The organism is Agrobacterium sp. Ap1 (assembly GCF_017313375.1).
In the GTDB taxonomy this organism is placed as follows: Bacteria; Pseudomonadota; Alphaproteobacteria; order Rhizobiales; family Rhizobiaceae; genus Neorhizobium; species Neorhizobium cellulosilyticum.
In genome coordinates this window covers 63,101-87,192 of sequence record NZ_JAFLMY010000012.1, presented here as the reverse complement: position 1 = coordinate 87,192, position 24,092 = coordinate 63,101, and the positions used below count along the sequence as shown (strand labels likewise).

General features: G+C 59.2%; 20 protein-coding genes and 1 pseudogene. 17 read left to right on the top strand and 4 right to left on the bottom strand.

Annotation, left to right across the window (positions count from 1 at the left end; all coding sequences use genetic code 11):
* Positions 1–21 precede the first annotated feature (21 nt).
* Both fepB and JZX87_RS31840 read right to left on the bottom strand, forming a co-directional pair.
* Positions 22–972 carry a Fe2+-enterobactin ABC transporter substrate-binding protein gene (gene fepB / locus JZX87_RS21110; RefSeq protein ID WP_206827803.1) on the bottom strand — a complete coding sequence of 317 codons (951 nt, stop codon included), beginning with the start codon at positions 970–972 and terminating at the stop codon, positions 22–24.
* Positions 973–1,117: 145 nt separating this feature from the next.
* On the bottom strand, positions 1,118–2,143 hold the full coding sequence (locus tag JZX87_RS31840) for an AraC family transcriptional regulator (RefSeq protein WP_206827801.1): 1,026 nt from the start codon (positions 2,141–2,143) through the stop codon (positions 1,118–1,120).
* A gap of 176 nt (positions 2,144–2,319) precedes the next feature.
* Between JZX87_RS31840 and JZX87_RS21100 the strand changes: the two genes are divergently transcribed.
* On the top strand, positions 2,320–4,506 hold the full coding sequence (locus tag JZX87_RS21100) for a TonB-dependent siderophore receptor (protein WP_206827799.1): 2,187 nt from the start codon (positions 2,320–2,322) through the stop codon (positions 4,504–4,506).
* 72 nt (positions 4,507–4,578) lie between these two features.
* On the opposite strand, the gene JZX87_RS21095 is transcribed toward JZX87_RS21100, so the two are convergent.
* Positions 4,579–5,427: an alpha/beta hydrolase gene (locus JZX87_RS21095; protein ID WP_286194990.1), complete on the bottom strand. Its 849-nt coding sequence runs from the start codon at positions 5,425–5,427 to the stop codon at positions 4,579–4,581.
* Positions 5,428–5,835: 408 nt separating this feature from the next.
* Here JZX87_RS21095 and JZX87_RS21090 point away from each other — a divergent pair, with 408 nt between their 5' ends.
* The 12 genes and pseudogenes from JZX87_RS21090 to JZX87_RS21035 all read left to right on the top strand — a co-directional run bounded on the left by JZX87_RS21090 (position 5,836) and on the right by JZX87_RS21035 (position 17,749).
* Complete coding sequence (locus JZX87_RS21090) at positions 5,836–6,531, top strand: GntR family transcriptional regulator (RefSeq protein ID WP_206827795.1); 696 nt, start codon at positions 5,836–5,838, stop codon at positions 6,529–6,531.
* A 187-nt stretch (positions 6,532–6,718) separates the two neighbouring features.
* The gene (locus JZX87_RS21085) at positions 6,719–7,627 is read left to right on the top strand and encodes a transporter substrate-binding domain-containing protein (RefSeq protein ID WP_206827793.1); all 909 of its coding nucleotides are present in this window, start codon (positions 6,719–6,721) and stop codon (positions 7,625–7,627) included.
* A gap of 81 nt (positions 7,628–7,708) precedes the next feature.
* On the top strand, positions 7,709–8,455 hold the full coding sequence (locus JZX87_RS21080) for an amino acid ABC transporter permease (protein ID WP_206827791.1): 747 nt from the start codon (positions 7,709–7,711) through the stop codon (positions 8,453–8,455).
* Between the two features lies 1 nt (position 8,456).
* A pseudogene (locus tag JZX87_RS21075) lies at positions 8,457–9,135 on the top strand (amino acid ABC transporter permease).
* A gap of 15 nt (positions 9,136–9,150) precedes the next feature.
* On the top strand, positions 9,151–9,879 hold the full coding sequence (locus JZX87_RS21070; RefSeq protein WP_206827903.1) for an amino acid ABC transporter ATP-binding protein: 729 nt from the start codon (positions 9,151–9,153) through the stop codon (positions 9,877–9,879).
* Between the two features lie 11 nt (positions 9,880–9,890).
* A complete protein-coding gene (locus tag JZX87_RS21065) occupies positions 9,891–11,060 on the top strand; it encodes a PLP-dependent transferase (protein WP_206827789.1) in 1,170 nt (389 codons plus the stop codon).
* A 667-nt stretch (positions 11,061–11,727) separates the two neighbouring features.
* Positions 11,728–12,447 carry an SDR family NAD(P)-dependent oxidoreductase gene (locus JZX87_RS21060; RefSeq protein ID WP_206827902.1) on the top strand — a complete coding sequence of 240 codons (720 nt, stop codon included), beginning with the start codon at positions 11,728–11,730 and terminating at the stop codon, positions 12,445–12,447.
* Positions 12,448–12,563: 116 nt separating this feature from the next.
* Entirely contained in the window at positions 12,564–13,616 is a 1,053-nt protein-coding gene (locus JZX87_RS21055) for an ABC transporter substrate-binding protein (RefSeq protein ID WP_206827788.1), read from the top strand.
* A 138-nt stretch (positions 13,617–13,754) separates the two neighbouring features.
* Positions 13,755–14,837, top strand: coding sequence for an ABC transporter ATP-binding protein (locus JZX87_RS21050; protein WP_206827787.1), 1,083 nt, complete (start codon positions 13,755–13,757; stop codon positions 14,835–14,837).
* Complete coding sequence (locus tag JZX87_RS21045; protein ID WP_206827786.1) at positions 14,837–16,021, top strand: ABC transporter permease; 1,185 nt, start codon at positions 14,837–14,839, stop codon at positions 16,019–16,021. The genes JZX87_RS21050 and JZX87_RS21045 overlap by 1 nt, the downstream gene beginning before the upstream one ends.
* Positions 16,021–16,806, top strand: coding sequence for an ABC transporter permease (locus JZX87_RS21040; protein WP_206827785.1), 786 nt, complete (start codon positions 16,021–16,023; stop codon positions 16,804–16,806). The genes JZX87_RS21045 and JZX87_RS21040 overlap by 1 nt, the downstream gene beginning before the upstream one ends.
* A 184-nt stretch (positions 16,807–16,990) precedes the next feature.
* Positions 16,991–17,749, top strand: a complete 759-nt coding sequence (locus JZX87_RS21035; protein ID WP_206827784.1) for a GntR family transcriptional regulator — start codon at positions 16,991–16,993, stop codon at positions 17,747–17,749.
* Here JZX87_RS21035 and JZX87_RS21030 read toward each other — a convergent pair.
* Positions 17,743–18,690, bottom strand: coding sequence for a 2-hydroxyacid dehydrogenase (locus tag JZX87_RS21030; RefSeq protein ID WP_206827783.1), 948 nt, complete (start codon positions 18,688–18,690; stop codon positions 17,743–17,745). The two genes, JZX87_RS21035 and JZX87_RS21030, sit on opposite strands and share 7 nt — an antisense overlap.
* 259 nt (positions 18,691–18,949) lie before the next feature.
* Here JZX87_RS21030 and JZX87_RS21025 point away from each other — a divergent pair, with 259 nt between their 5' ends.
* The 4 genes from JZX87_RS21025 to JZX87_RS21010 all read left to right on the top strand — a co-directional run bounded on the left by JZX87_RS21025 (position 18,950) and on the right by JZX87_RS21010 (position 24,083).
* Entirely contained in the window at positions 18,950–20,497 is a 1,548-nt protein-coding gene (locus JZX87_RS21025) for an ABC transporter substrate-binding protein (protein WP_206827782.1), read from the top strand.
* A 72-nt stretch (positions 20,498–20,569) separates the two neighbouring features.
* The gene (locus JZX87_RS21020; RefSeq protein WP_206827781.1) at positions 20,570–21,541 is read left to right on the top strand and encodes an ABC transporter permease; all 972 of its coding nucleotides are present in this window, start codon (positions 20,570–20,572) and stop codon (positions 21,539–21,541) included.
* Complete coding sequence (locus JZX87_RS21015; protein WP_183993661.1) at positions 21,538–22,377, top strand: ABC transporter permease; 840 nt, start codon at positions 21,538–21,540, stop codon at positions 22,375–22,377. Before JZX87_RS21020 ends, JZX87_RS21015 begins: the two co-directional genes overlap by 4 nt.
* A gap of 11 nt (positions 22,378–22,388) precedes the next feature.
* Positions 22,389–24,083: an ABC transporter ATP-binding protein gene (locus tag JZX87_RS21010; protein WP_206827901.1), complete on the top strand. Its 1,695-nt coding sequence runs from the start codon at positions 22,389–22,391 to the stop codon at positions 24,081–24,083.
* The last annotated feature ends 9 nt before the right edge of the window (positions 24,084–24,092 follow it).

The window sequence follows — 24,092 nt, the reverse complement described above, 5'->3', positions numbered from 1 at the left end:
CTCGGGCCGCTTCGCAAGACCTCAGTCTCCGAACCTGGAGACGATGCCGTCGACGATTTCCTTGCCGCTGTAATAGTCGATACGGAAGGAATGGATACCTAGTCCAAAGACCTGGCCGTTCTTCACTGAAGGCAGGTTGGCAAGCACGGGATCGTTGCGGAAAGCTGCCGCCTTGCTGTCATCCACGCGCAGGAGGAATGTTGTTTCGGCCTTCAGATCCACCAGGCGCTCGTAGTCGGCCCAGACGAAATCGTCGCGGCTTGCCGCCTGCGTGTGCCATGCTGGATCCGGAGCCTCGATGTCGAAGCCGAGAGCTGCCAGAAGCGCTGCATGCGGACCGCCCGGTCGCCCGATCGGATTGCTCTGGCCGGCTCCGTTGAAGCTGATGATATTGGCCTTGCCGGCTGGGATCTTGATCCTGGCTCTGGCTGCCGCAACATAGGCGTCGAAATCGGCGATCGATGCGGCGGCCTCTTCCTCCAGCCCCGTTGCTTTAGCCAGTTCGGTTGCAAGTTCCTGCCAGGAAAGGGCGCCGTCATCGACGAGAATGGTCGGTGCGACCTGCCGGAATGCGGCAAGCTGGTCCCTGGTCGAGCCTGCGCCGCTTGCCGTCACGATGATGAGATCGGGTTCGGTGGCATAGACGGCTTCCAGATCGACCTTGCCGGCTGGCCAGGCATTGTCGACGTTTTTCTCCTTGGCGACCTTTTCCCACTGGGCAAAGAACTGGCCGTTGGCGGCCGAACCGCTCGCGGCAACTGGAGCCTTGATCGCCAGAAGCGTGCCCGTCAACGTCACCGAGGTCGAGAGAATGCGCTTCGGCTTGGCCGGTATTTCCGTCTGGCTGCCATCGACATTGGTGAAGATGCACGGCCAAGTCTCGGTGGCGGAGGCCTGCGACCAGAATAGCAGCGACGCAATCGCCGCTGTGGCGATTCGCGCCGCGATTCGGCTGGTTGTCGCAATCCTCATGGCTGCATTCTCCGCTGACGGCGTGGGCAGGGCAGGGGCCGTGCCGTCCGCTCGCAGCCCGTGCGGGCGGCAGCATTAGCATCGCAGGCCGGCACCCGCTACCAAAACATGAGCGCATCGCGCAGGATTGTTGGGGCTGCGTCGTTCAGCCCTCGATCTGTCCCGTCTGCCGTCGCAGTGACGAAGGCGGATAGCCGAAATGCTTGCGGAAGGCGGTCGTGAAGTTCGATAGATGCACGTAACCTGCCTCATAAGCGATGTCGGAAATGCTGCGATTGCTGAAGAGAAGCGCCTGGCGCGCCTCGGTCAGCCAGCGGTTGCGGATGAACTCGTTGAGGGAGCAATGATGCGCCTTGCGCACCAGCCGCTGCAGCGTCGCCTGGCTGGCACCGAGTTCGTTTGCCATCTCGGTGACGGCCAGTTCCTGGGCTGAATGACGATCGATATACTGCACAAGCGCATAGATGCGCTGCTGTTCTGCTGCCGTAAGGTTCGTCGGCGGCATCACCGCATCGGGATTGGAGCCGAAGGCTGCCGTCAGCGCTTCATAAACGATGGCGAGCGTATGGCTTTCCAGAAGTACGGCCGAAAACGGCGGCTTGCGGGCTGCGATATCGAACATCTGCCGGGCCAGGAATTCCACTTTGCGATTTGGCTGCCATTGCCAGAAACCGGGGTTTCCGCCCAGAAGCGCCTGGAATTTGTCAGGAGCCTCGCTTGTCTCGGAAAAGCGCTGCAGCCATTCGCGCGACATGCCGATGACCATCTTGTCGAGATACTGGCCCTTGCGTGCTCGCCGCCGCAGCCGCGCGCCGTTTTCGTGGGAAACGATGATTGCCGATGATTGCCAGCGTCCCTGCGCCGTGCGTTGCGGCATGGGCATCGGCACCCCGTTCAGCGAGGCCTCGACGAAACCTTCGAGGAAGATCTTGATGCAGACCTGAGCGTCGAGCGCCACTTCCATCTCGAGATCGTCGACCTGCATGCGGCGGCCGAAATTGACGTGGATGCCATCCATCCGCACCTGCCCGACAATACCGCATGCGACAACCGCATCGCCTTGATCGCCGCCATCGAGCACGCGCACTCCGTTCTTGCGCAATTCGCGCCGCGTCAGGACGGGGTTGGGATTGGCGAGCACGGGCGGAAGGGGATCGACGGCACTGTTCACACAGGTCTCCTGCATAAGTTTATGCGTGATTAACGAAAGCGGAGGTTTGCAAGACCACGTATAGGAATACATGAAATATGCACTCAAGAATAGCCGCGACGGGGGACGTCCGGCACTGTTTGCCGTGTGGGGCGCGACAATCGTGCGGAATGAACTGGTTGCCCAGGGGTATGGGAATGAACGGAAATAAGACAATCGCACAGCGGCAGGCAATCGGGCGGCTGACGCGGATCCTGCTGGCAACGACCGTGCTGACGGGCCTTGCGACTGCGGCGCAGGCGCAGGACGGCAGCGACAATCAGGACAGCAGCACGGAACTGGCGCCGATCGTGCTCGAAGGTGCGACCTACGAGACTGAAGGCACGAACAGCTATACGACGAAGGAAATCAGCGTCGGCGACAAGGACACGCGCACCCTGCGCGAAGTGCCGCAGTCGACCACCGTGATGACGCGCGAACGTCTCGACGACGGCAATTTTTCTTCGCTCGATACCGTCATGCGCAAGACGCCGGGCGTTGTGGTTCTGACCAATGACGATGGTCGCTCCAGCCTTTATTCGCGCGGCTTCGAATATGACACGCTCTACATGAACGGCCTTTCGACGCCGGTCTCTTCGATCTACGGCACCCAGCCGGACATGGTTGTGGTCGACCATATCGAAATCCTGCGCGGGCCTTCCGGTCTTTTCGGCGGGGCAGGCGAGCCGGCCGGTGCCGTCAACATGCGCCTCAAGCAGGCTTCCGATCAGTACAGGGCCAGCATCAACACGATCATGAGTTCGTGGGACGGCAAGCGCATCGAGGGTGATGTGACCGGACCTTTGACCAAGTCCGGCCGGGTGCGCGGTCGCCTTGTCGGCGCGCTTTCGACCAAGGACAGTTTCATCGATACCGTCGACAACAAGGTCGGTGTCATCTACGGCACGATCCAGGCCGACATCACCGACAACACGACGGCAACGCTCAGTGTCAATCACACCCGCCGCGACATCACGCCGTTCAACGGCCTGCCGACATTTGCAGATGGGACGCTGATCGATCTACCGCGTTCGACCTATACCGGTGCGGACTGGAACAATTTCGAAAACAACGTCACGCAGTATATCGCCGAACTCGAGCACCGTTTTGATGACGGTGGTCATGCGAAGATTTCGGCGCTCTATTCGCATGTGGACGTCAATTTCCTTTATGCTTACGCGGCAAGTGCCGCATCGCCAACCGGCAATGTATCCGCGACAGCTGGAGGCATTACTGGCGGAACGCGCTGGCTGGCGCGCGACTATCAGCAGGATTCGTTTTCGCTAGATGCCCACATCAGCAAGCCCTTCGAATTTTTTGGCCTTGAAAACAATATAATCGCTGGCGCCGACTATCGTGGTTCGGATGACAGCCTGCGGACGGCAACCGGCCTGATCGCGGGGACGCAGAATATCTACGATTGGAATTCCAACGTCGCAAAGCCGACCGTCAATTTCGGTAGCCCTGCCGAAACGGAGACCGATCAATATGGTATCTATGGCCAGTGGCGCATCAAGCCGATCGACAAGCTGACATTGATCGGGGGTGGCCGCTTCAGCTGGTACGATGCTCAGTCCGGAACCAGTGAGGTCAAGGTCAACGGTGAATTCACCCCCTACGCCGGTATCATTTACGATCTGACAGACCGCTTGTCGGCATATGCCAGCTATACGGAAATCTTCCAGCCGCAGTCTTCTCTTGAATACGCGACGAAAGATATTCTCGATCCGCGTACGGGTGAGCAATACGAGATCGGGTTAAAGGCTGAATTGACTGAAGATCTCAATGCTTCACTGGCATGGTTCGATCTGACTGACAAGAATCGCGCGGTTTCAGATACGGATCCGGCCCATAGCGGTTACTATCTTGCTGCAGGTGAAGCGCATATGCGGGGCATTGAGTTCGAGATCAATGGGGAAATCCTGCCCAACTGGGAAGCAATGGCCGGTTACACCTATACAGATACCCATTTCAAAAACACGACGCGCGCTGCAGGCTCCGAGTTTTACACCCCGGAGCATATGGTTCAGCTCTTTACCAAATACACGTTTGACGGCTCAGGCACCTGGACCGACGGCATCTTCGTTGGCGGTGGCGTGAAATTGTTCTCCTCGTTCCAGAACATTTCACGCACGGCTGCAGGTGGAGCCACCACAATCGAAGCCCCGGGTTACGGGGTGGTCGATTTACAGGCAGGTTACAAGTTCAACGAAAATCTGACGGCGAGCCTGTCAGTCAACAACGTGTTCGACAAGAAATACTACGAACGGGTAGGTGGCACTTCGGTGTTCAACTTCTACGGCGAGCCGCGCAACGTTGTCTTCAAGCTCAACGCGACTTTCTGATCAGGAGATTGCAAATCTCAAGAAGACGGCCCGGAACCAATGTTCCGGGCCGTCTTCGTTTTGCGGTCGATCTCAGTCGGCGGAACCCGCCTCGGTGAAGGCCATTGCCTGTGCGCGCCTGACACCATGCAGCAGCATGTCGAAATGGTCGTGATCGGCAGCGACGATCAGATCGACCTTCATGGTCGGGTTAGCGCGGGCGATCAGGCCGGCAGCTTCCGTGATATTGTCGACCATGGCCCGGCGCGACAGGTGGTCCTGCCGTCCGGCCGGCAGAGCGTGCGTTGCATATTGCTCGTCCTTGCCTACTGTGATCACAAGCCGCTCGGCCGCTCTCGTCGACGCATCCTCGCGCATGCGGCGCATCATCAACGCGTCGCTGAACCAGAGTGACGGGCTTGCGGCCCAATATCGCTGGAAATGGCCGGGACAGTGCAGCAGAGTGTGGACGGTAAAGAGCCCGCCATAGGAGAAGCCGAAGAGAGTGTTGCGGGTCGGGTCCAGCGGATAGAGCGCTGAAAGCGCCGGACGGAGTTCTTCAACGAGGAAATGCAGGAAATCCCTGGCGCCCCCGAAGACACCGGAGACGATGTCGCCGGTCTCCTGATCCGGCTGCGGTGTGTAGTTTCTGGATCGTGCGGGCGCATCGAACGGTGTGCCGCCGGGAAAGCCGATTGCAACGGTCAGACCCGTGCCCAGATCTGCCGGCGTCGATGCCGCAGGGAAAAGCCCGCCTGCAGGCTTGCTAAAGACGAGTGGGAAGCTCGCGTCCCCGTCTAGCATCCACAAAGCCGGATAGCCTGCCTGTGGAGGCGGCCCCAAGGGGGCGCGGACTAGGATTCGGTAGATTTCACCCGTGTGTTGAGAGTGGATTTCGAATGTTTGTGCTCCAGGCAGATTAACCGGCTGCCATTCACTCATGCCTTGCATAATAGAGGTCATTTTCGTCCGATGGCGTTATGCTGAGCCGCTTGGCAGAACACAGCTTGGCTCGACGAGATTCTGAGGAAAATTTATCAGTGATCAGTAGTTTATGGTACCTCTCTATTTGCGTTGAAGCGCGTCACTTCCGCAAAGTTTTTGCAAAGAATCAGGCATGGGTTCGATATCGCGCCTTCTGCATGCTGTTACTCCCGTCAGCGTGCCTTTTGTCCCGGATGCAATACGTCTGAGGCTTGGTGATCCGTAGATCCGGTTAGCGGCAGTCTAGCCTTCTGGCCCGATTTGATTGCAAACAGCAATCATCAGTGCGGATATTCTGTGGGTTATCGGATGACAATTCACTCGGTTGAGACTAGCTGTCGCTTACGAACGTGATGGGAGCCGAGCTTGATCTCTGGGACCACAGGCGTGCGACGCACGCTACATAGCGAAATTGTCGACGCTATCCGCGAGATGATCGTCGATGGACATCTGGAACCGGGTCAGAAGATCCCGGAAAAAGAACTGTGCGACAGGTTCGATATCTCTCGCACCCCACTCAGAGAGGCTCTGAAGGCGCTTGCCGCCGAAGGCATGCTCGAGCTTCTGCCGCAGAGAGGTGCCCGGGTCGCGATCCTCGATGAAGAAGAAGTGGCCGAGCTGTTCCCGATCATTGCAGCCATGGAGGCGCTTGCCGGCGAACTCGCCTGTGACAGGATCACCGCTCCGCAGGTCGAAGAAATCCGGCAGATGCATGAGCGTATGCTGTCCGCATTCAACCAATCCGACCGGCTGGAATATGCCATGCTCAATCGTGCCATTCACATGGCAATCTTCGATGCCGCAGGCAATGCGGCGCTGACTGCGCTTTATCGCAACATGGAACTCAAGATCCGCAACATCCGCCACACGATGCGCCAGCTCCCCGATGACTGGAAGCAGGCGCTCGATGACCATAATGAGATGCTTTTTGCACTCGGTGTTCGTGACAAGGTACGTCTTTCAGCGATCATGAAACAGCACGTGTTGAACACGGCAGAGGCTGTTCGTCATTCGATGGACGATCTCAATGGGCCAAGATTCGCTGCGGAGAGTGGCTCTTAAAGAGGCGATCGCAGGTCAATATTGAGGCAGATATTCATTTCTCGCCGAAGCTTTGGGCAGAAAAATAAATTCATAATTCATTATTCTGTTTTTGGTTGACGAGCGAAGCGGCTTCCCCAAGCATGGGCCCAATAACAGGCCTGTTCACCTGCCAATCGGTGGGGGATCAACAAACCGGGGAACCTTCATGACGATGAAACTGCTCGCGGCGCCGCTGATGACGCTGATGTTTGCCGCATTGCCTGCGCATGCCGCAGAAGAGAGTGCCACTCTCGCCAAGATCGCCGAGCGTGGCGAGATAACCGTCGGGCACCGGGATGGCGCGGTACCGTTTTCCTATTATGACGATCAGCAGAAGCCGATCGGTTACGCGATGGACATCTGCGCACGCGTCGTCAATGCGGTAAAGGCAAAACTCGGCAAGCCGGATCTGAAGGTCAGCTATATGCCGGTCACGGGTACGACCCGCATCCCGCTTCTTGTCAATTGCACGATCGACATGGAATGCGGTACGACGACCAACAATGCCGAGCGTCAGAAGCAGGTGACTTTCTCGACCACCAATTTCGTTGCCGGCATTCGCATCCTGTCGAAAAAGAGTGCGCCGGTCGCCTCCATGGCCGCCGCCAAAGGCAAGACGGTGGTGACACTTTCCGGCACAACGAGCGTGAAGCTGATCAACGCGGCAAATACAGCCGAAAATCTTGGTCTGACGATCCTCTCCGCCAAGGATCTTGCCGAAGGCATGCTGACGCTCGAGACCGATCGCGCTGTGGCGCTGATCTTCGATGACGTCTCTATCGCCGGTGCCGCTGCTACGTCCAAGGCGCCGCAGGATTATCAGATGTCGTCCGATCCGCTGTCGGTTGAACCCTATGGCATCATGTTGCGTCGCAATGACGACGGCTTCAAGTCTCTGGTCAACGGGACGATCGAAGGCCTCTACAAGGGCGGTGAGATCAACGGCATCTATGAGAAGTGGTTCACCCAGCCCATTCCGCCGAAGGGCATCAACATGAACTTCCCGATGTCGGCCCAGTTGAAGAAGGTCATCGCCAACCCGACCGACGATCCGAACCCGGATCTCTATCGCTGATATTTTTTATCCTCCCGGTCGCACCGTTGGCCCAGAGCCGGAACTGCGGCCGGGAGGATCTGCTATTCGACGGACACCCCCATGAATTATCACTGGAATTGGTGGATCTTCTTCGAGCCCTCGCTCGATGGCACCAACACGTATCTTACGACCCTTTTCTGGGGGCTCGGCTGGACGGCGGCAACCGCAGTCGTCGGGTTTGCCATCGCGCTCGCACTTGGCTCCGTCGTCGGCGTGGCGCGTACTGCGCCAATCGGCTGGGTGCAGACGTGGGGCATGGTGTTCGTCGAAGTCTTCCGCAACATCCCGCTGCTGGTGCAGATGTTCCTCTGGTACTTCGTGCTGCCGGAAGTGTTGCCACGGGATGCGGGAATGTGGCTGAAGCAGCTTCCCAACGCCCAATTCTACACGGCCGCAGTCTGCCTTGGTTTCTACCATGCTGCCCGTATGGCCGAAGTGGTGCGCGCCGGCCTGCTTAGCCTTTCCAGGGGGCAAAAGATGGCCGGACAGGCACTTGGCCTGACCTTGCCGCAAACCTATCGTTACGTTCTTCTGCCTGTCGCCTATCGCATCGTCGTGCCGGCTATCACATCGGAATTTCTGAGCTGCACCAAAAACACCTCGGTCGGCATTGCGATCGGTCTGGTGGAACTCACCGGTACTGCCCGCGCCATGCAGGAGAACACATTCCAGGTTTTTGAGGCTTTCGCCGCTGCAACGGTTCTATATCTGGCGCTCAACATGGTCATCGTTTTTGCCATGCGTTCTGTCGAGAAAGCGGCAGTCATTCCGGGGCTCGGCAATCGTATCGCTGGACGGGGGCGCTGAGATGCTGTCCGGTTTCGATTTTCAAATCATCGTCCACGCGCTTCCCTACCTGTTCCTGTCGGGTATGTCGTTCACGCTGACGCTGACGCTTTGCGCCACGATCGGCGGCATGATTTTCGGCACGCTGCTTGCCGTCATGCGACTTTCCGACAACCGCCTATTGTCAGCCATCGCTGGCGGCTACGTTAACCTGCTGCGGTCCCTGCCGCTCGTGCTTGTCATTTTCTGGTTCTATTTCCTTGTGCCGTTCATGGCGCAATGGCTGACCGGTTCATCAAGCCCGGTCAGGATCGATCCGTTCTGGTCGTCCGTGATCACCTTCACCCTGTTCGAAGCCTGCTATTTCTGCGAAATCGTGCGCTCGGGCATTCAGTCGCTGCCGCGGGGACAAACGCTTGCCGCCAGCGCGCTCGGCATGACCGACCGGCAGGCGCTCTTCTACATCATCCTGCCGCAAGCGCTCAGAAACATGCTGCCGCTGATCCTGACGCAGACCATCATTCTCTTTCAGGACACATCGCTCGTTTATGTGCTTTCGATCACCGATTTCCTCGGTGCTCCAGCGCGATGGCCGATTGTTCGAGATGTATGTGTTCGCTGCGGTCGTCTATTTCATCATTTCCCTCATCGCGTCGCAGGCAGTCAGACGATTGCAGAAGCGTGTCGCGATCATTCGCTAGGGGCACTCCATGAGCATGATTACACTTCGAGACATCAACAAGACCTACGGGGATTTCCAGGTCCTGTCGCATTGCTCGACATCTGTTTCCAAGGGCGAGGTCGTGGTTGTCTGCGGTCCGTCGGGGTCGGGCAAGTCGACGCTGATCAAGACGATCAACGGGCTGGAGCCTATCGACAGTGGCGATATCATCGTCGACGGTACAACTGTCTCGGCGCCGACGACAAATCTCCCACTTCTGCGGTCTAGGGTGGGGATGGTGTTCCAGCATTTCGAGCTTTTCCCGCATCTCAATATCCGTGAGAACCTGGCGCTTGCGCAGGTGAAGGTTCTGAAGCGGTCGAAGGATGCTGCAATGGAGAAGGGCATGGCGCTGCTTGATCGCGTCGGTCTTACCGCCCACGCGGAGAAATTTCCGGGTCAACTTTCCGGCGGCCAGCAGCAGCGTGTCGCCATCGCGCGGGCGCTTGCCATGGATCCCATCGCGATGCTGTTCGACGAGCCGACATCGGCACTCGATCCCGAGATGATCAACGAAGTGCTGGACGTGATGGTGGAACTTGCCCGTGACGGCATGACGATGATGGTCGTCACCCATGAGATGGGTTTTGCCCGCAAGGTGGCGAACCGCGTGATCTTCATGGATCGCGGCGAGATTGTTGAGGATGCCGACAAGGGCGACTTCTTCGGCAAACCGCGCAGCGAGAGGGCACAGCAGTTCCTCTCCAAGATTCTCGTACACTGACTGGCTTGAAAATGGATATCGACGTCTGGAACGAAAACGGTCTACTGCAGGCGGCTGCGGAGCGAAGTTGGGTGTTGTCGCATGAGCGCATCGTGCTTTATGCCGGCGCAAACCTTCCGAGCGAGGCAGCACAAAATGCCTATTCCGCAGGTCTGAGCGCCTATCCCGCCATGGGGCCGAGTTTCGACAAGGAGCAGCCGGAGACCGATCTCGTTTCGCGATTGGAAGTGGCTGTTCGATCTGAAATTTGTGCTTTGTTTTCAGCCGAATGGGCGGAGCCACGGCTGCCAAGCTGCACGATCGCCAACATGGCGGTCTTCCATGCGTTCACAAAGCCGGGCGATCTTCTGCTTGCGCCGTCCGCCGATCACGGCGGACACTTGAGCCAGCGTCGCGGTGGTACGCCTGATCTTGCCGGATTAGAAATCGAGGATCTGCCCTTCGATATGGAGAACTGCCGGCTTGACGCCGCGGCCGCTGCCGCTGCGATACGCAAATCTGCGCCTGCCATGGTCATGCTCGGTCGATCGGTGATGATCAAGCCGGATGAGCTTGCGCCGGTGGTTGCTGCTGCAAAGGAGGTGGGAGCAAAGACTGTCTTCGATGCCTCGCATGTCTCGGGATTGATCGCGGGTGGAGCTTTTCCCAATCCGCTTTCACTTGGTGTCGATGTGATGACAAGCTCGACCTACAAGACGATTGCCGGTCGGCCACATAGTATCATCGCAGGTCGTATTCGAGGCGACGGCGAAAAGCTCGCGGCCCTCATCGATCAGAAATTCCTCGCCAATTTTGATGCCGGCAAGCTACCCTCGTTCCTCTTGACGCTCCAGGAGACGCGCGCTGGCGCGAAAGCATATGCTGCGAGGGTTTGCCATAATTCGCAGGTATTTGCACAGGCGTTACGCGAACGCGGCATAGAGGTTATCGCTCCGTCAGAAGGCGAGCAGTTTACCCATCAAATTCTTTTGCCGCTCGCGGATCATCTCAATCCGCCGCAGGTGATGCAAGGTTTGGAAAAGCTCGGGATTCTGGTTGGTACGTGCAAAAATCCAATCTTGCCTGGCCGGCATGCGCTTAGGGTCGGCACGCAGTTCATAACGGCGCAAGGTTGCGATAACGACTATCTTCAAATGGTGGCCGAGAAGCTGGCCAAAGCTCTGGTTCATCTGTGTCTCTGAATTTCGTCAGATCTGGTTGGGCTCGTGGTATCTTTTAGAGGTGCATCTTGACTTTGGGTCATCGCGCGCCGGAATTACCTAGGCAAAGCTAAAGTTGGCTGGTCGTGAGCATGCGTTCCGTATGGTGCCGGATCACGAAGCTGGCCTTCCGTGTCTCTAGCGTTCGCAATGTTTGGGCAATTAAAGTGTGAAGGCTTCGATGTTGCCTCTATATGGTCGCCAGGCTTATGAGGTTGATGTGCTTGCAGGATATCATACGCACAAGCCCATCGCGCGACATTGGCACAGCAGACGGCCCCTGGTCCATTGGACCGGATGACACCTCATTAGGGCTCCGGCACCGAACAGGCTATGGGCTTCGTCTGATTTGCCTTCGTTATCGATGTTTCCACGCTTCGCATCGTGGGGTGATGAGTGAGCCGGAGGGCACATGCGATTTTTTTCGCGATATTCTGCGGCCGATCCTTCATGATCGACGTTCCACTCGTTGGCCGTCTCATGCCTCACTATTCCGACAAAGGGCGGATCGTCATTAAAGATTGCCTTGCGTCGTTCGAAGGTATGAAAACCGCTTGCAAACGAATAATCCGTCGCTAACATACCGATATATCGGGTAACGGGTCCGATGCAGGACCCAGGGAGTTTTTGATTGACGACCACCCCCTACATGCTTCTGACCGGCGCCAGCCGCGGCATTGGTCACGCGACGGTCAAGCTGTTCATGGAGCACGGCTGGCGGATCCTGACGGTTTCGCGCCAGCCTTTTTCCGAGGAATGCCGCTGGCCGTCTGCCCGCGAAAGCCACATCCAGGCCGATCTCGCAGACCTATCGACGATCGATGCGCTTGCCGCGACAGTGCGTGAACGGTTGCCTGACGGGAAGCTCGCAGCGCTGGTAAACAATGCTGGGATTTCGCCCAAGGGACCGGGCGGCAGCCGCCTCGGTGTCGCGGAAACGGATGCCGAGACCTGGATGAAGGTGATGAACGTCAACCTCATCTCGACGGCGCTTCTGGCGCGGGCGTTGTTGCCGGAACTAGAGGCCGCACGGGGATCGATCGTCAACGTTACCTCGATTGCCGGCTCCCGCGTGCACCCGTTTGCCGGTGTCGCCTATGCTGCGTCGAAGGCCGGGCTTGCTGCACTGACCCGCGAACTGGCGCATGAATTCGGTCCGCGTGGCATTCGCGCCAATGCGATTGCACCGGGCGAGATCGCGACCTCGATCCTGTCGCCAGGCACCGACGAACTGGTCAAGGCCGAAGTGCCGCTGGGTCGGCTCGGCACGACCATCGAAGTTGCCAAGACCATCTATTTTCTCTGCACCGAACAGTCGTCCTACATCAACGGTGCGGAAATCCACATCAATGGCGGACAACATGTCTGACCCTGTCATCTAAGGATAGACGCAGGCCAACTGCGCACCCTGCTGGAGGAAACGAAAGGATCCGTATCAACGTCCAAGGCCCAGGATAACAGTCCGGGCCCAAACAGGGGAACGAAATGAAAAATCTCTTCAAGACCGCAGCCTTCGGCATGTTCGCGCTTGCCTCCACGGCGTTTATAGCGGGGCAGGCAAATGCACGCGACCTGACGATTGTCGGCTGGGGTGGCGTGGCGCAGGCGGCGCAGAGCGACGTCTATTTCAAGCCGTTCTCGCAAAAGTCCGGCAAACCTTTCCTGGAAGAAAGCTGGGACGGCGGTTACGGCGTTTTGCAGGCCAAGATGAAGGCCGGCGCTCCGAACTGGGACGTCGTGCAGGTCGAGGCGGAAGAACTGGCGCTCGGCTGCGCCGACGGTCTTTACGAAAAGCTCGACTGGGACAAGATCGGCGTGAAGGGCGAGTTCCTGCCGGAAGCCGTCAACGAGTGCGGTGCCGGCGTCTATTACTGGTCGCTGGCAATGGGATATGACGGCGACAAGCTCAAAGACGGCCCGAAGAACTGGGTCGATTTCTGGGATACGAAGAAGTTCCCGGGCAAGCGTTCGCTGCGCAAGGGCGCCAAATACAATCTCGAATTCGCGCTTCTGGCCGATGGCGTGAAGCCGGCGGAACTTTATGACGTCCTGTCGACCGATGAAGGCGTCAACCGGGCTTTCAAGAAGCTCGACGAGCTGAAGCCGAACATCGTCTGGTGGGAAGCCGGTGCGCAGCCGGTACAGTATCTCGCATCCGGCGAAGTTTCCATCGCGGCAGTCTATAACGGCCGCGTCACCGGCATCAACAAGGCGGAAGGCAAGAACTTCAAGCTGGTCTGGCCGGAAAGCATGTATGCGATCGACAGCTGGGTGATCCTCAAGGGTGCCGAGAACAAGGATGCGGCGCTGGATTTCATCGCATTCGCGAGCCAGGCTGAAAATCAGGCCAAGCTGCCGCTGAAGGTGGATTACGGCATGCCGAACAAGAAGGCTGCGGCGACCATCCCGGCGGAAATCGACGTCAACCTGCCGACCCATCCGGACAACCTGAAAGTCGCGATCCCGCTCAATGTCGATTTCTGGATCGACAATTCCGAAGCGCTGACAGCACGCTTCAACGCCTGGCTGGCGCAGTAATCAAGCCATTTCCCGACGACCGGGAGGCTGCAGACATGCGGCCTCCCTCTTTAACCGACATAACGGATGGATACGGACCGCCATGAAGGGCGCGACCGATAGGGCAACCGTATCCAACGACCGAAAAAGGGGAATCGCGTGGCTGAATTCCGCATACGCTTCGATGGCGTCAGCAAATATTACGGACAGCAATGCGTAGTCGACAAGTTGAGGCTGGATATCGAGAAGGGCGAGTTCGTCAGTCTTCTCGGACCATCGGGATCGGGCAAGACCACGCTTCTGATGATGCTGGCCGGCTTCGAGACCGCAACCGAAGGCCAAATCCTCGTCGACGGCTACAAGGTCAATGATGTGCCGTCGCACAAGCGCGACATGGGCGTGGTTTTTCAGAACTACGCGCTCTTTCCGCATATGACCGTCGGCGCCAATGTCGCCTTTCCGCTGCAGATGCGGGGGATTTCCAGGGCTGAAATCGCGTACCGTGTAAAGACGGCACTCGACATGGTGCAGCTCGGCACATTGTCGGAACGCAAGCCGTCGCAGCTTTCCGGTGGCCAGCAGCAACGCGTGGCGCTGGCGCGTGCACTCGTTTTCGAGCCGCGCGTGGTGCTGATGGACGAACCGCTCGGCGCACTCGACAAGAACCTGCGCGAGCAGATGCAACTCGATATCCGCGCGCTGCATCAGCGGCTCGGGCTGACGATCGTGTTCGTCACCCATGATCAGGGTGAGGCGCTGACGATGTCGGACCGGATTGCGGTGTTCAACAAGGGCAAGATCGAGCAGATCGGCACGCCGCGACAGGTCTATGACGAACCGGCAACGCGTTTCGTGGCGGAATTCATTGGCGAGACGAATTTGATCGACGGCACGGTGGAGACGGTTGAGCCGACATCCGCCGTGATCCGCCTGAACGGTGGCGATATCGTGCGTGTCGCAGGCTCCGGTGGCTTGGCGGCAGGGCAGGGGATCTCGGTATCGCTTCGCCCGGAACGGCTTTCGCTGCCGGACGGCTTTAGCGGCAATAAAGGCCTGTCGGGCAATGCCATTTCCGCGATCGTGACGGACTGTGTCTATCAGGGTGACCATCTGCGTGTGCAGCTCGCTGGTCCCGCGGACGCATCTTATGTCGTGCGCCTCGACCGCAGGTCGCCGGAGCCGCAGCGCGGCGCTCAGGTCACGGCGTTTTTCAGCCCCGAGGATTGCAAGGTGATTGCATGATGAGCGGCAAGAGCTTTCTGAAGAAAAGTGGGCCGTTTCTTCTGGTCGCTCCGCTTTTCCTGTTCATCTGCCTGTTCTTCATCTGGCCACTCGGCTCCGTGCTGACGCAATCGGTTTCGGACAATGCGGTAGCGCGGCTCTTGCCGGAGACCTCCAAGGTTGCCTCGTCCTGGGATGGAGAAAGCGCGCCGGGCGCAGACTTGCAGGTGGCATTCGTCACCGATCTGCGGGCAGCAGCAACCGATGAACAGGCTGTCGGCGACATGGTACGCCGGTTGAACAGTGCCCAATCCGGTTTCCGGACGTTGATGAGCAAGACGCTGAGGGCCGTGCAGGAGACGCCGGACGCGCCGATTGACCTCGTGGCGCTCGACAGGAAATGGAGCCAGCCGCAATACTGGAAGGCGATTACCGATGCCCTGTCGCCGACGACCGATCGCTATCTTCTCGCGGCCTTAGACCTGATGCGAAATGATACCGGTGAAATCGTCTCACAACCGCCCGAGCAGACGATCAACGTGGCGATCTTCGGGCGGACATTCTGGATTTCCGCGACAGTCACGATCTTCTGCGTGCTGCTCGGTTATCCCTATGCGCTGCTGATCACGGTTGCGACCGGCTGGAAAAGGCAGGCACTGCTGGCAGCCGTGCTGTTGCCGCTCTGGACCTCGCTTCTGGTGCGCACTGCCGCGTGGTTCATCCTGCTGCAGGAACAGGGGCTGATCAATTCGGCCCTGATGGACCTGAACATCATCGCCGGTCCGCTGGCGCTGATCTTCAACCGCACCGGGGTGATCATCGCCATGACGCATGTGTCTTTGCCGATGATGGTGCTGCCGATCTACAGCGTGCTCCTGACCATCCCGAAGAACCTGATGCCCGCGGCGGCCTCGCTCGGGGCGCATCCGCTCAGGGCTTTCGTTCGGATACTGCTGCCGCTCAGCTTCGGCGGCATCGCGGCGGGCTCGCTGCTCGTCTTCATGTCGGCGATCGGATATTACATCACGCCGGCGCTGATCGGTGGGGCAGGGGACCAGATGATCAGTTCCTTCATCGCCTTCCATGCCCAGAATTCCGGAAACTGGGGCATGGCGAGCGCGCTCGGCATCGTGCTGCTTGTCGTCACCATCATCCTCTATGCCGTTTATGACCGGCTCGCCGCACAGCGGGAAAGGAGCGCCTGATGCCGGCCAAAACACTGCAGTGGCTCTTCGGAGCGCTGATGGCTGCATTCCTGATCGTTCCGCTTCTGGTCATGATGCCGCTTGCCTTCACTTCGAGCCTGCTTCTCGTATATCCGATACCGTCATTCTCGTTTCGCTGGTTCGTCGAACTGTTCACCGCACCGGCCTGGCAAAGGGCGATCGTCAACAGCCTGATCATCGGTTTCGGAACCACGGCGCTGGCGACGGTGCTCGGCGTGCTGGCGGCACTCGGTCTGCGGCGGCGGTTGCCGATGATCGGCGGGCTGATCCGCACGCTGTTCATGCTGCCGATGGTGGTGCCAGCGGTGGTGCTCGGCATCGGCATGCAGATCTTGCTTGCGCGTATCGGGCTTGCCAATACGCATCTGGCGGTCATCATCGCACATACGGTCGTGGCGGTGCCTTTTGTCATCGTCAGCGTTTCCGGATCTCTGGCGGGCATCGACAGGAGGGTGGAGCTTGCGGCGGCAAGCCTTGGCGCTTCTCCGCAAAGGGTATTCGGCAAGGTGACCCTGCCGCTTGCCATGCCGGGCATCCTGACCGGTGCGGTTCTAGCATTTGCGACGTCGCTGGACGAAGTGGTGCTGACGCTGTTCGTGGCCGGGCCGAACCAGCGGACGCTGGCGCGCCAGATGTTTTCCACCATTCGCGACAATATCAGCCCGGCGATCGCGGCGGCGGCCTTCTTGTTCATCTTCGGCACGCTGCTGCTTGCTGCCTTGGTGTTGATCGTCCGGCGGAAAAAGGAGGTGGCTGCGATCTAGTATCGCAGCCATGTTCCGGAAGTCTCCCTGCTGCGCGTTCACGTGGGTGCAGAAAACCCGCGGGGCGGAGCTTTGCCTGAAAAACCTGACGATATTCCTTGCAAACCGCGGAGAAGAGACTAGGGAGAAGCCGCGATATATCGGTATGGCGCTGGCTGAAAACCTTCAGGGAAGGAGGACCGAGATGAACACACGTTTGCAGCAGTCCGACTTCCTGCCCGGAAATGCGGTGGGTCAACCCAAGGCGCTGACGGCCTATAACTACATCCGCCATGCGATCATCACCATGAAGATGGAGCCGGGCGCGACGATCAGCGAGAAGGAAACCTGCGCCGAGCTCGGCGTATCGCGTACCCCGATGCGCGAGGCGGTGTTAAGGCTTGCGCAGGAGGGGCTGGTCAATGTGGTGCCGAGCGGCGGCACTTTCGTCAACAGCATCTCGCTGCGGGGCGTGATCGAGGGGCATCTCATCCGTTCCAGCCTGGAACTACGGATGGTGCGGTTAGCTGCGCGTTCCCATGACGCCGCGCGGGACCGGGATTTCGATCTTCTAATGTTCCTGCAGGGCGATGCGGCCAAGCGTCAGGACTACGACCAGTCCTTTGCGGTCGACAATGACTTTCACCGGCTGATCTGCGCGATGGCCGGCTTCCCGGATGTCTGGCAGACCATTCACAATGCGACGGGGCAGCTTGACCGGATAAGGCGCTTCGCCATTCCGCGGTCGGGTTATTTCGATGAGGTCGAACAGGAGCACCGGGCGATTTACGAAGCGATCATTGCCGGCGATGCCGATCGCGCCCATGATCTGATGCGGCGGCATCTCGACGATATCGCCGCAGTCGTCGAATATGTGTTTGTCGATCAGCCGGGCCTGATCGTGCAGGAACCCGGCTTCGGTCTGTCGACGCTGGACGTGATGCTGGCGCCTGCGGCTCAATAACCGCTTTCACGACTGCCGGAATTGAGCGGCTCCTGTCCGGCCAGAACCCTCGTGGCGTTCTCAAAAATCTGCGCTGCGACATCGCGCGGATTGGGCATGGAGGCGATATGCGGCGTCGCGAAGATTCTGGGATGGCTCCAGAGTGGGCTTTCTTCGGGAAGGGGCTCCTTGAGGAAGACGTCGAGGACCGCGCCACGCAGATGGCCTGTGTCGATCGCGGCGAGAAGATCGGCCTCCACCATGTGCTCCCCACGCCCCATGTTGATGATCGCAGCACCTTGCGGCAGGTGGGCGAAGAGGTCGGCATTCAATATGCCGCGCGTGGCATCGGTGAGGGGAAGCAGGCAGATCAGCGCATCGCAGCCAGAGAGAAATTCCGGCAGTTGCGTGTCGCCGTAATAGGTGGCGATCCCTGCCTCTTCCTTAGGCGAGCGCGCCCATCCGCGGACATTGTAGTTGAGGGCGCGCAGACTGCGCCCGACGGTACGACCGATTGCGCCGAAACCCAGTATGCCGACCGTATAATCCTGTGCCGCCTTCTGTGCGGGGCGCTCCCAGCGTTTGCGCGCGGCGTTTTGCAGGTGCCGGTCCATTTCTCGGTGAAACAGCAGCACGGACCAGATCGCATATTCCGCCATGCCAAGCGCATGCTGGCTGTCGACGACACGGCAGACGGGGATGGCGGGAAGGTTCGGATCGGCAAAGATGTTGTCCAGGCCCGCGGCGATGCTGTGCACCATTTTCAGGTTCGGCATATCGGCCAAAAGCCCGTGCGGCGGGTTCCACGCCACGGCGACATCGGCTTCCTCGAAGCCGGGCTCGGGGTATATACTCAGCCGCACATTCAGGCCTGAAGCCTCGAATGCGGTTTTCAGAAAGGTGAGGTCGAGCGTGCTGCTGACCAGCGCGATGTGAGCGATTTTTGCGTCCGTTCGGCTCATCAATTCCATCTTTATCAGGACCTCATTGCTGCTGCTTGTCTGTCTTCAAAGCATATGGCGTCGCGATTTTCCGCAAGCTGATCAATTTTTGAGCAACCATTTTTCGAGTTCAAGTTTTATGCAAAAAATCACCTGCCTTGCTTGACAGGTGCCAAAGGCCGGAGTCAAGATGATGTATCGATATATCGGTATATTGTAGTTCCGATACGATCACGAAGTGACGTCTGCACGCAAACGAAAATCCATAAAGGGGAACTTCATGCGACGACTGATTTCTGCATCCCTAGCCATTTTCATGACGACGACAGCGGCCTTTGCCCAAGGCGTACCGGGTGGCAAACTGAACCTCATCGTTCAGCCCGAACCACCAAGCATCATGATCGGCACCACCACCAACGGCCCGGCTCTGCTCGTCGGCGGCAATATCTACGAAAGCCTGCTGCGCTACGACGAGAACCTCAAGCCCGAGCCGTCGCTCGCCAAGTCGTGGACGGTCTCCGATGACGGCCTGACCTATACGTTCACACTGCAGGATGACGTGAAGTGGCATGACGGCAAGCCGATGACCTCGGCCGACGTGCTGTTCTCCGCCAACGACTATCTGATGAAGATGCAGCCGCGTCATCGCAACCTGATGACCCATGTGGAAAGCGTCACGGCACCGGACGACAAGACTGTCGTGTTCAAGCTGAAGCAGCCCTTCGAGGCCTTCATCCGCGGTCTGGCCTTCTACACGATGCCGGTCCTGCCCAAGCATATCTATGAAGGCACCGACTACGCCACCAATCCGGCCAACGACAAGCCGATCGGCACCGGCCCGTTCAAGTTCGACGAATGGAAGCGCGGCAGCTACATCCATCTCGTCAAGAACCCGGACTATTACGTGAAGGGCAAGCCCTATCTCGACGAACTGTATTACCAGGTCATTCCGGACGGCGCATCGCGTTCGGTCGCATTCGAGACCGGCAATATCGACGTGGTGCCGGGCGGCTCGGTCGAGAATTTCGACATTCCGCGGCTGAAGGATCTGCCCAATACCTGCACGACCGAAAAGGGCTGGGAATATTTCGCACCGCTCTCCTGGCTGTGGCTCAACAACCGCAAAGCGCCGATGGACAATGTGAAGTTCCGTCAGGCGGTGATGTATGCGCTCGACCGTGAATTCGCCAAGGACGTTCTGTGGAACGGCTACGGCAAGGTTGCGACCGGGCCGCTGTCGTCAAAGCTTCCCTTCTACAAGGATGTCGAGCCAAAATACCCGCATGATGTCGACAAGGCCAAGGAACTGCTCAAGGAAGCCGGTTATGACGGCAAGCCGCTGAAGCTCCTGCCGCTTCCCTATGGCGAGACCTGGCAGCGCTGGGCCGAAGCCGTGAAGCAGAACCTCGAGGAAGTCGGTATTCCGATCGAAATCGAAGCGGCCGACGTTGCCGGCTGGAACCAGCGGACATCCAACTGGGAATACGACATCGCCTTCACCTATCTCTACCAGAATGGTGACCCGGCAATCGGCGTGGACCGCAACTACAAGACCTCGCAGATCGCCAAGGGCAACCCGTTCAACAATGTCGAGGGCTATTCCAATCCCGACCTCGACAAGCTGTTCGACGAGGCTGCAGTCGCCTATCCGGCATCCAAGCGTCAGGAACTTTACGACCAGGCGCAGAGAAAGCTTCAGGAAGACGTTCCGGTTGCTTGGCTGCTCGAACTCGGTTTCCCAACGATCTACAACTGCAAGGTTCAGGATATCGTGACGACCGCCTCCGGCCTGCCGGAATCCATGCGCGACGCCTGGATCAAGAAGTAATCGACATTCAGGCGGAGATCCGTCTCCGCCTGGCTCATTCCTGACCTGAAAAATCTAGTCGGAGCCGTGCTCATGCTGAGATTCATCTCGGGGCGATTGCTGAAGGCAGTCGTGATCCTGATCTGTATCACCGTGCTCAATTTCTTCCTCATCCATGCCGCACCGGGCGATCCGGCTGCGGTCATGGCCGGGGAAGCGGGTGATGCCGATCCTGCCTTCCTGCAACAGCTCAGAGAACGTTTCGGCCTCGACAAGCCGCTTTACATGCAGCTCTGGATCTACGTTTCTTCGGTGGTCCAGCTCGATCTCGGTTATTCCTACCGCCAGCAATTGCCGGTGCTGCAACTGATCGGCGAGCGCCTGCCGGCGACGCTGCTACTTTCCCTTTCAGCCTTCGTGATCTCGCTCGGCCTGGGCGTTGCGGCCGGTGCCTTTGCCTCCGCGCGGCAGGGCAAGTGGGCCGATACGATCATCTCGCTCATCGCGCTGATCTTCTACGCGACGCCGCTCTTCTGGCTGGCGCTGATGGGCGTGCTGTTGTTTTCCGTCCAGCTCGGATGGCTGCCCGGCTTCGGTTATGAAACCGTCGGCGCGAATTATACCGGCCTTGCCCGCGCGCTCGATGTCTTCCTGCACCTTATCCTGCCGGCAATGACGCTCGGGCTGTTCTTCATGGCCGTCTATGCCCGGATGACCCGTGCCTCGATGCTGGAAGTCAGCACGCTGGATTTCGTCAAGACCGCCAAGGCCAAGGGCTTGCGTCCCAGTGTCATCCAGCGCCGCCATGTACTGCGAAATGCGCTTCTGCCGGTGGTGACGCTTGCCGGCCTGCAGGCCGGGCAGCTGGTCGGCGGCGCAGTGCTGATCGAAACCGTGTTTGCCTGGCCGGGCATCGGCCGGCTGATGTTCGACGCCCTCTCGCAGCGCGACTACAATCTGCTGCTCGGCGTCTTTGTCGTCTCGGCGGCGATGGTGCTGCTCTTCAACCTCATCACCGACGTGCTTTACCGCCTCGTCGATCCGCGCATCAAGGTGACGTCATGAAGGATTTCTGGAAACGTTTTTCGCAGAACCGAGGCGCCGTCGTCGGTCTGGTCATCCTGCTTCTGGTCGTCGTTCTTTCGATCGTCGCTCCGTTCATCTACACCAAGTCGCCCTGGGCGATGGTGCAGCGGCCGTTCATTCCGCCCTTCACCATGGACGCTTTCGTGCTTGGCACCGATCCGATGGGACGCGACCTTGCGGCGGGTCTCGCCCACGGCGCACGGGTTTCCCTGCTGGTCGGGCTCGTATCGACCGTCGTCTCGCTACTGATCGGTATTCCGATCGGCGCAATTGCCGGATATTTCGGCGGCTGGGTCGATGATCTGCTGATGCGGTTCACCGAATTCTTCCAGAGCGTGCCGAGTTTCGCGCTGGCCGTGGTGCTGGTGGCGATCTTCCAGCCGAGCATCTATTCGATCGTCATCTCGATTGCCGTGGTCTCCTGGCCGCCGGTGGCGCGCTTGCTGCGCGGCGAGGTTATGTCGCTCCGGTCGCGTGAATTCGTCGAGGCCGCCGTTCTTTCCGGCCAGACGCATTCGACGATCATCTGGCGGCAGATCCTGCCGAACACGCTCTCGCCGATTATCGTGCTCGCCTCGATGATGGTGGCGGCGGCGATCCTGATCGAAAGCTCGCTGTCTTTCCTGGGGCTGGGCGACCGCAACATCATGTCCTGGGGCTATATCATCGGCGCGGGCCGCACCGTGATCCGTCAGGCCTGGTGGGTGAGCTTCTTCCCGGGCCTTGCAATCCTTCTGACCGTGCTGGCGCTCAATCTCGTCGGCGAAGGGCTGAACGACGCTCTCAACCCGCGCCTTGCGCGCAAGGGGAGGTAACCATGGCAGACATGATCGACACCAATGCCGTGACATCCGACGAAACCGCTGCCGCCGTCATCCATCCGGGTGCTCTGAAGGAAGAGGGGAGGGGCGAACCGGTCGTCCATATCGACAGGCTGAGCATCGCACTTCCGGACGGCGCTGATCGCCCCTATGCAGTCGACCGCGTCTCCTTCAAGCTGTTTCCCGGCGAGATGCTCTGCGTGGTCGGTGAAAGCGGCTCGGGCAAATCCATGTCGGCCAATGCGCTGATGGGGCTTCTTCCCGATACGGTGCGCGTGGCGCAGGGTCGTATTCTGCTTGGCGCCACCGATCTGATCACCATGCCGGCGGATGCGCTCTACTCCATTCGCGGTCGCCGAGTGGCGATGATCTTCCAAGAGCCGATGTCGGCGCTCAACCCGCTGATGAAAGTCTCGGCACAGATCGAGGAAGTGTTCGAGGCGCATGGTCTTCTGACTCCGAAGGAGCGCAGGCAAAAGGCGCTATCGCTTCTGACGGAGGTCGGTCTGCCCGACCCGCCGCGAGCCGCCGACAGCTATCCGTTTCAGCTTTCCGGCGGTCAGCGTCAGCGCGTGATGATCGCGATGGCGCTGGCGCTCGAGCCGGAAGTGCTGATCGCCGACGAGCCGACAACGGCGCTCGACGTGACGACGCAGGCGCAGATATTGAAACTCATCGCCGGGCTCCAAAAAGAGCGCAACATGGCAGTGATGTTCATCACTCACGATTTCGGCGTCGTGGCCGAGATCGCCGACTATGTGACGGTGATGCAGCTCGGCCGCATCGTCGAGCAGGGAACGGCCGAAGAGGTTCTGTTTTCGCCGCAACACCCCTATACGAAGAAGCTGATCGCGGCGATCCCGCGTCCCGGCGAAGGGGTGGCGCGTATCGAGACCCGCGAGCCGCTGCTTGCCGTCGAGAACCTCTCGAAAATCTATCGCATGGGCGGCGGGCTGTTTTCCAAGGCCCGTGAAGTGCATGCCGTCAAGGACGTGTCGTTCACACTCGGTCGCGGCGAAACGCTTGGCATCGTCGGTGAAAGCGGCTCAGGCAAGTCTTCGGTCGGTCGCTGCCTCGTGCGGCTGCAGGACCCCGAAAGCGGCCGCGTTCTGCTTGGCGGACAGGACATGGCGCATCTGAAGGGCGAACAACTGCGCGCCATGCGCAGACGCATGCAGATGATCTTCCAGGACCCGTATTCGTCGCTCAATCCGCGCGAAAAGGTCGGGCGCATCATTGCCTCGGGGCCGATCGCCTATGGTGAGGATGAGAAAAAGGCGCTCGCCCGCGCTGCCGAACTGATGGAGATGGTCGGGCTAGATCCCAAAGGAAACAATCGTTTTCCGCACGAGTTTTCCGGCGGTCAGCGGCAGCGTATCGGCATTGCCCGCGCATTGGCGCTCGAACCCGAGATCATCATCGCCGACGAGGCGGTGTCTGCACTCGACGTTTCGATCCAGGCTCAGGTTCTGGAACTTCTGGGCCAGCTGAAAAAAGACCTCAACCTCTCCCTCGTGTTCATCACCCATGACCTGCGCGTCGCGGCCAAGATCTGTGACCGCGTTATGGTGATGCAGAAGGGCGAGGTCGTCGAACTTGGTACGGGGAGCGAGATCTTCGACACGCCCCGGCACCCCTACACGAAAAGCCTGATCGAGGCCATTCCCGGTCGGGCAAAGGAAGCGCTGATGACGGCCTGAGCCCGTCGG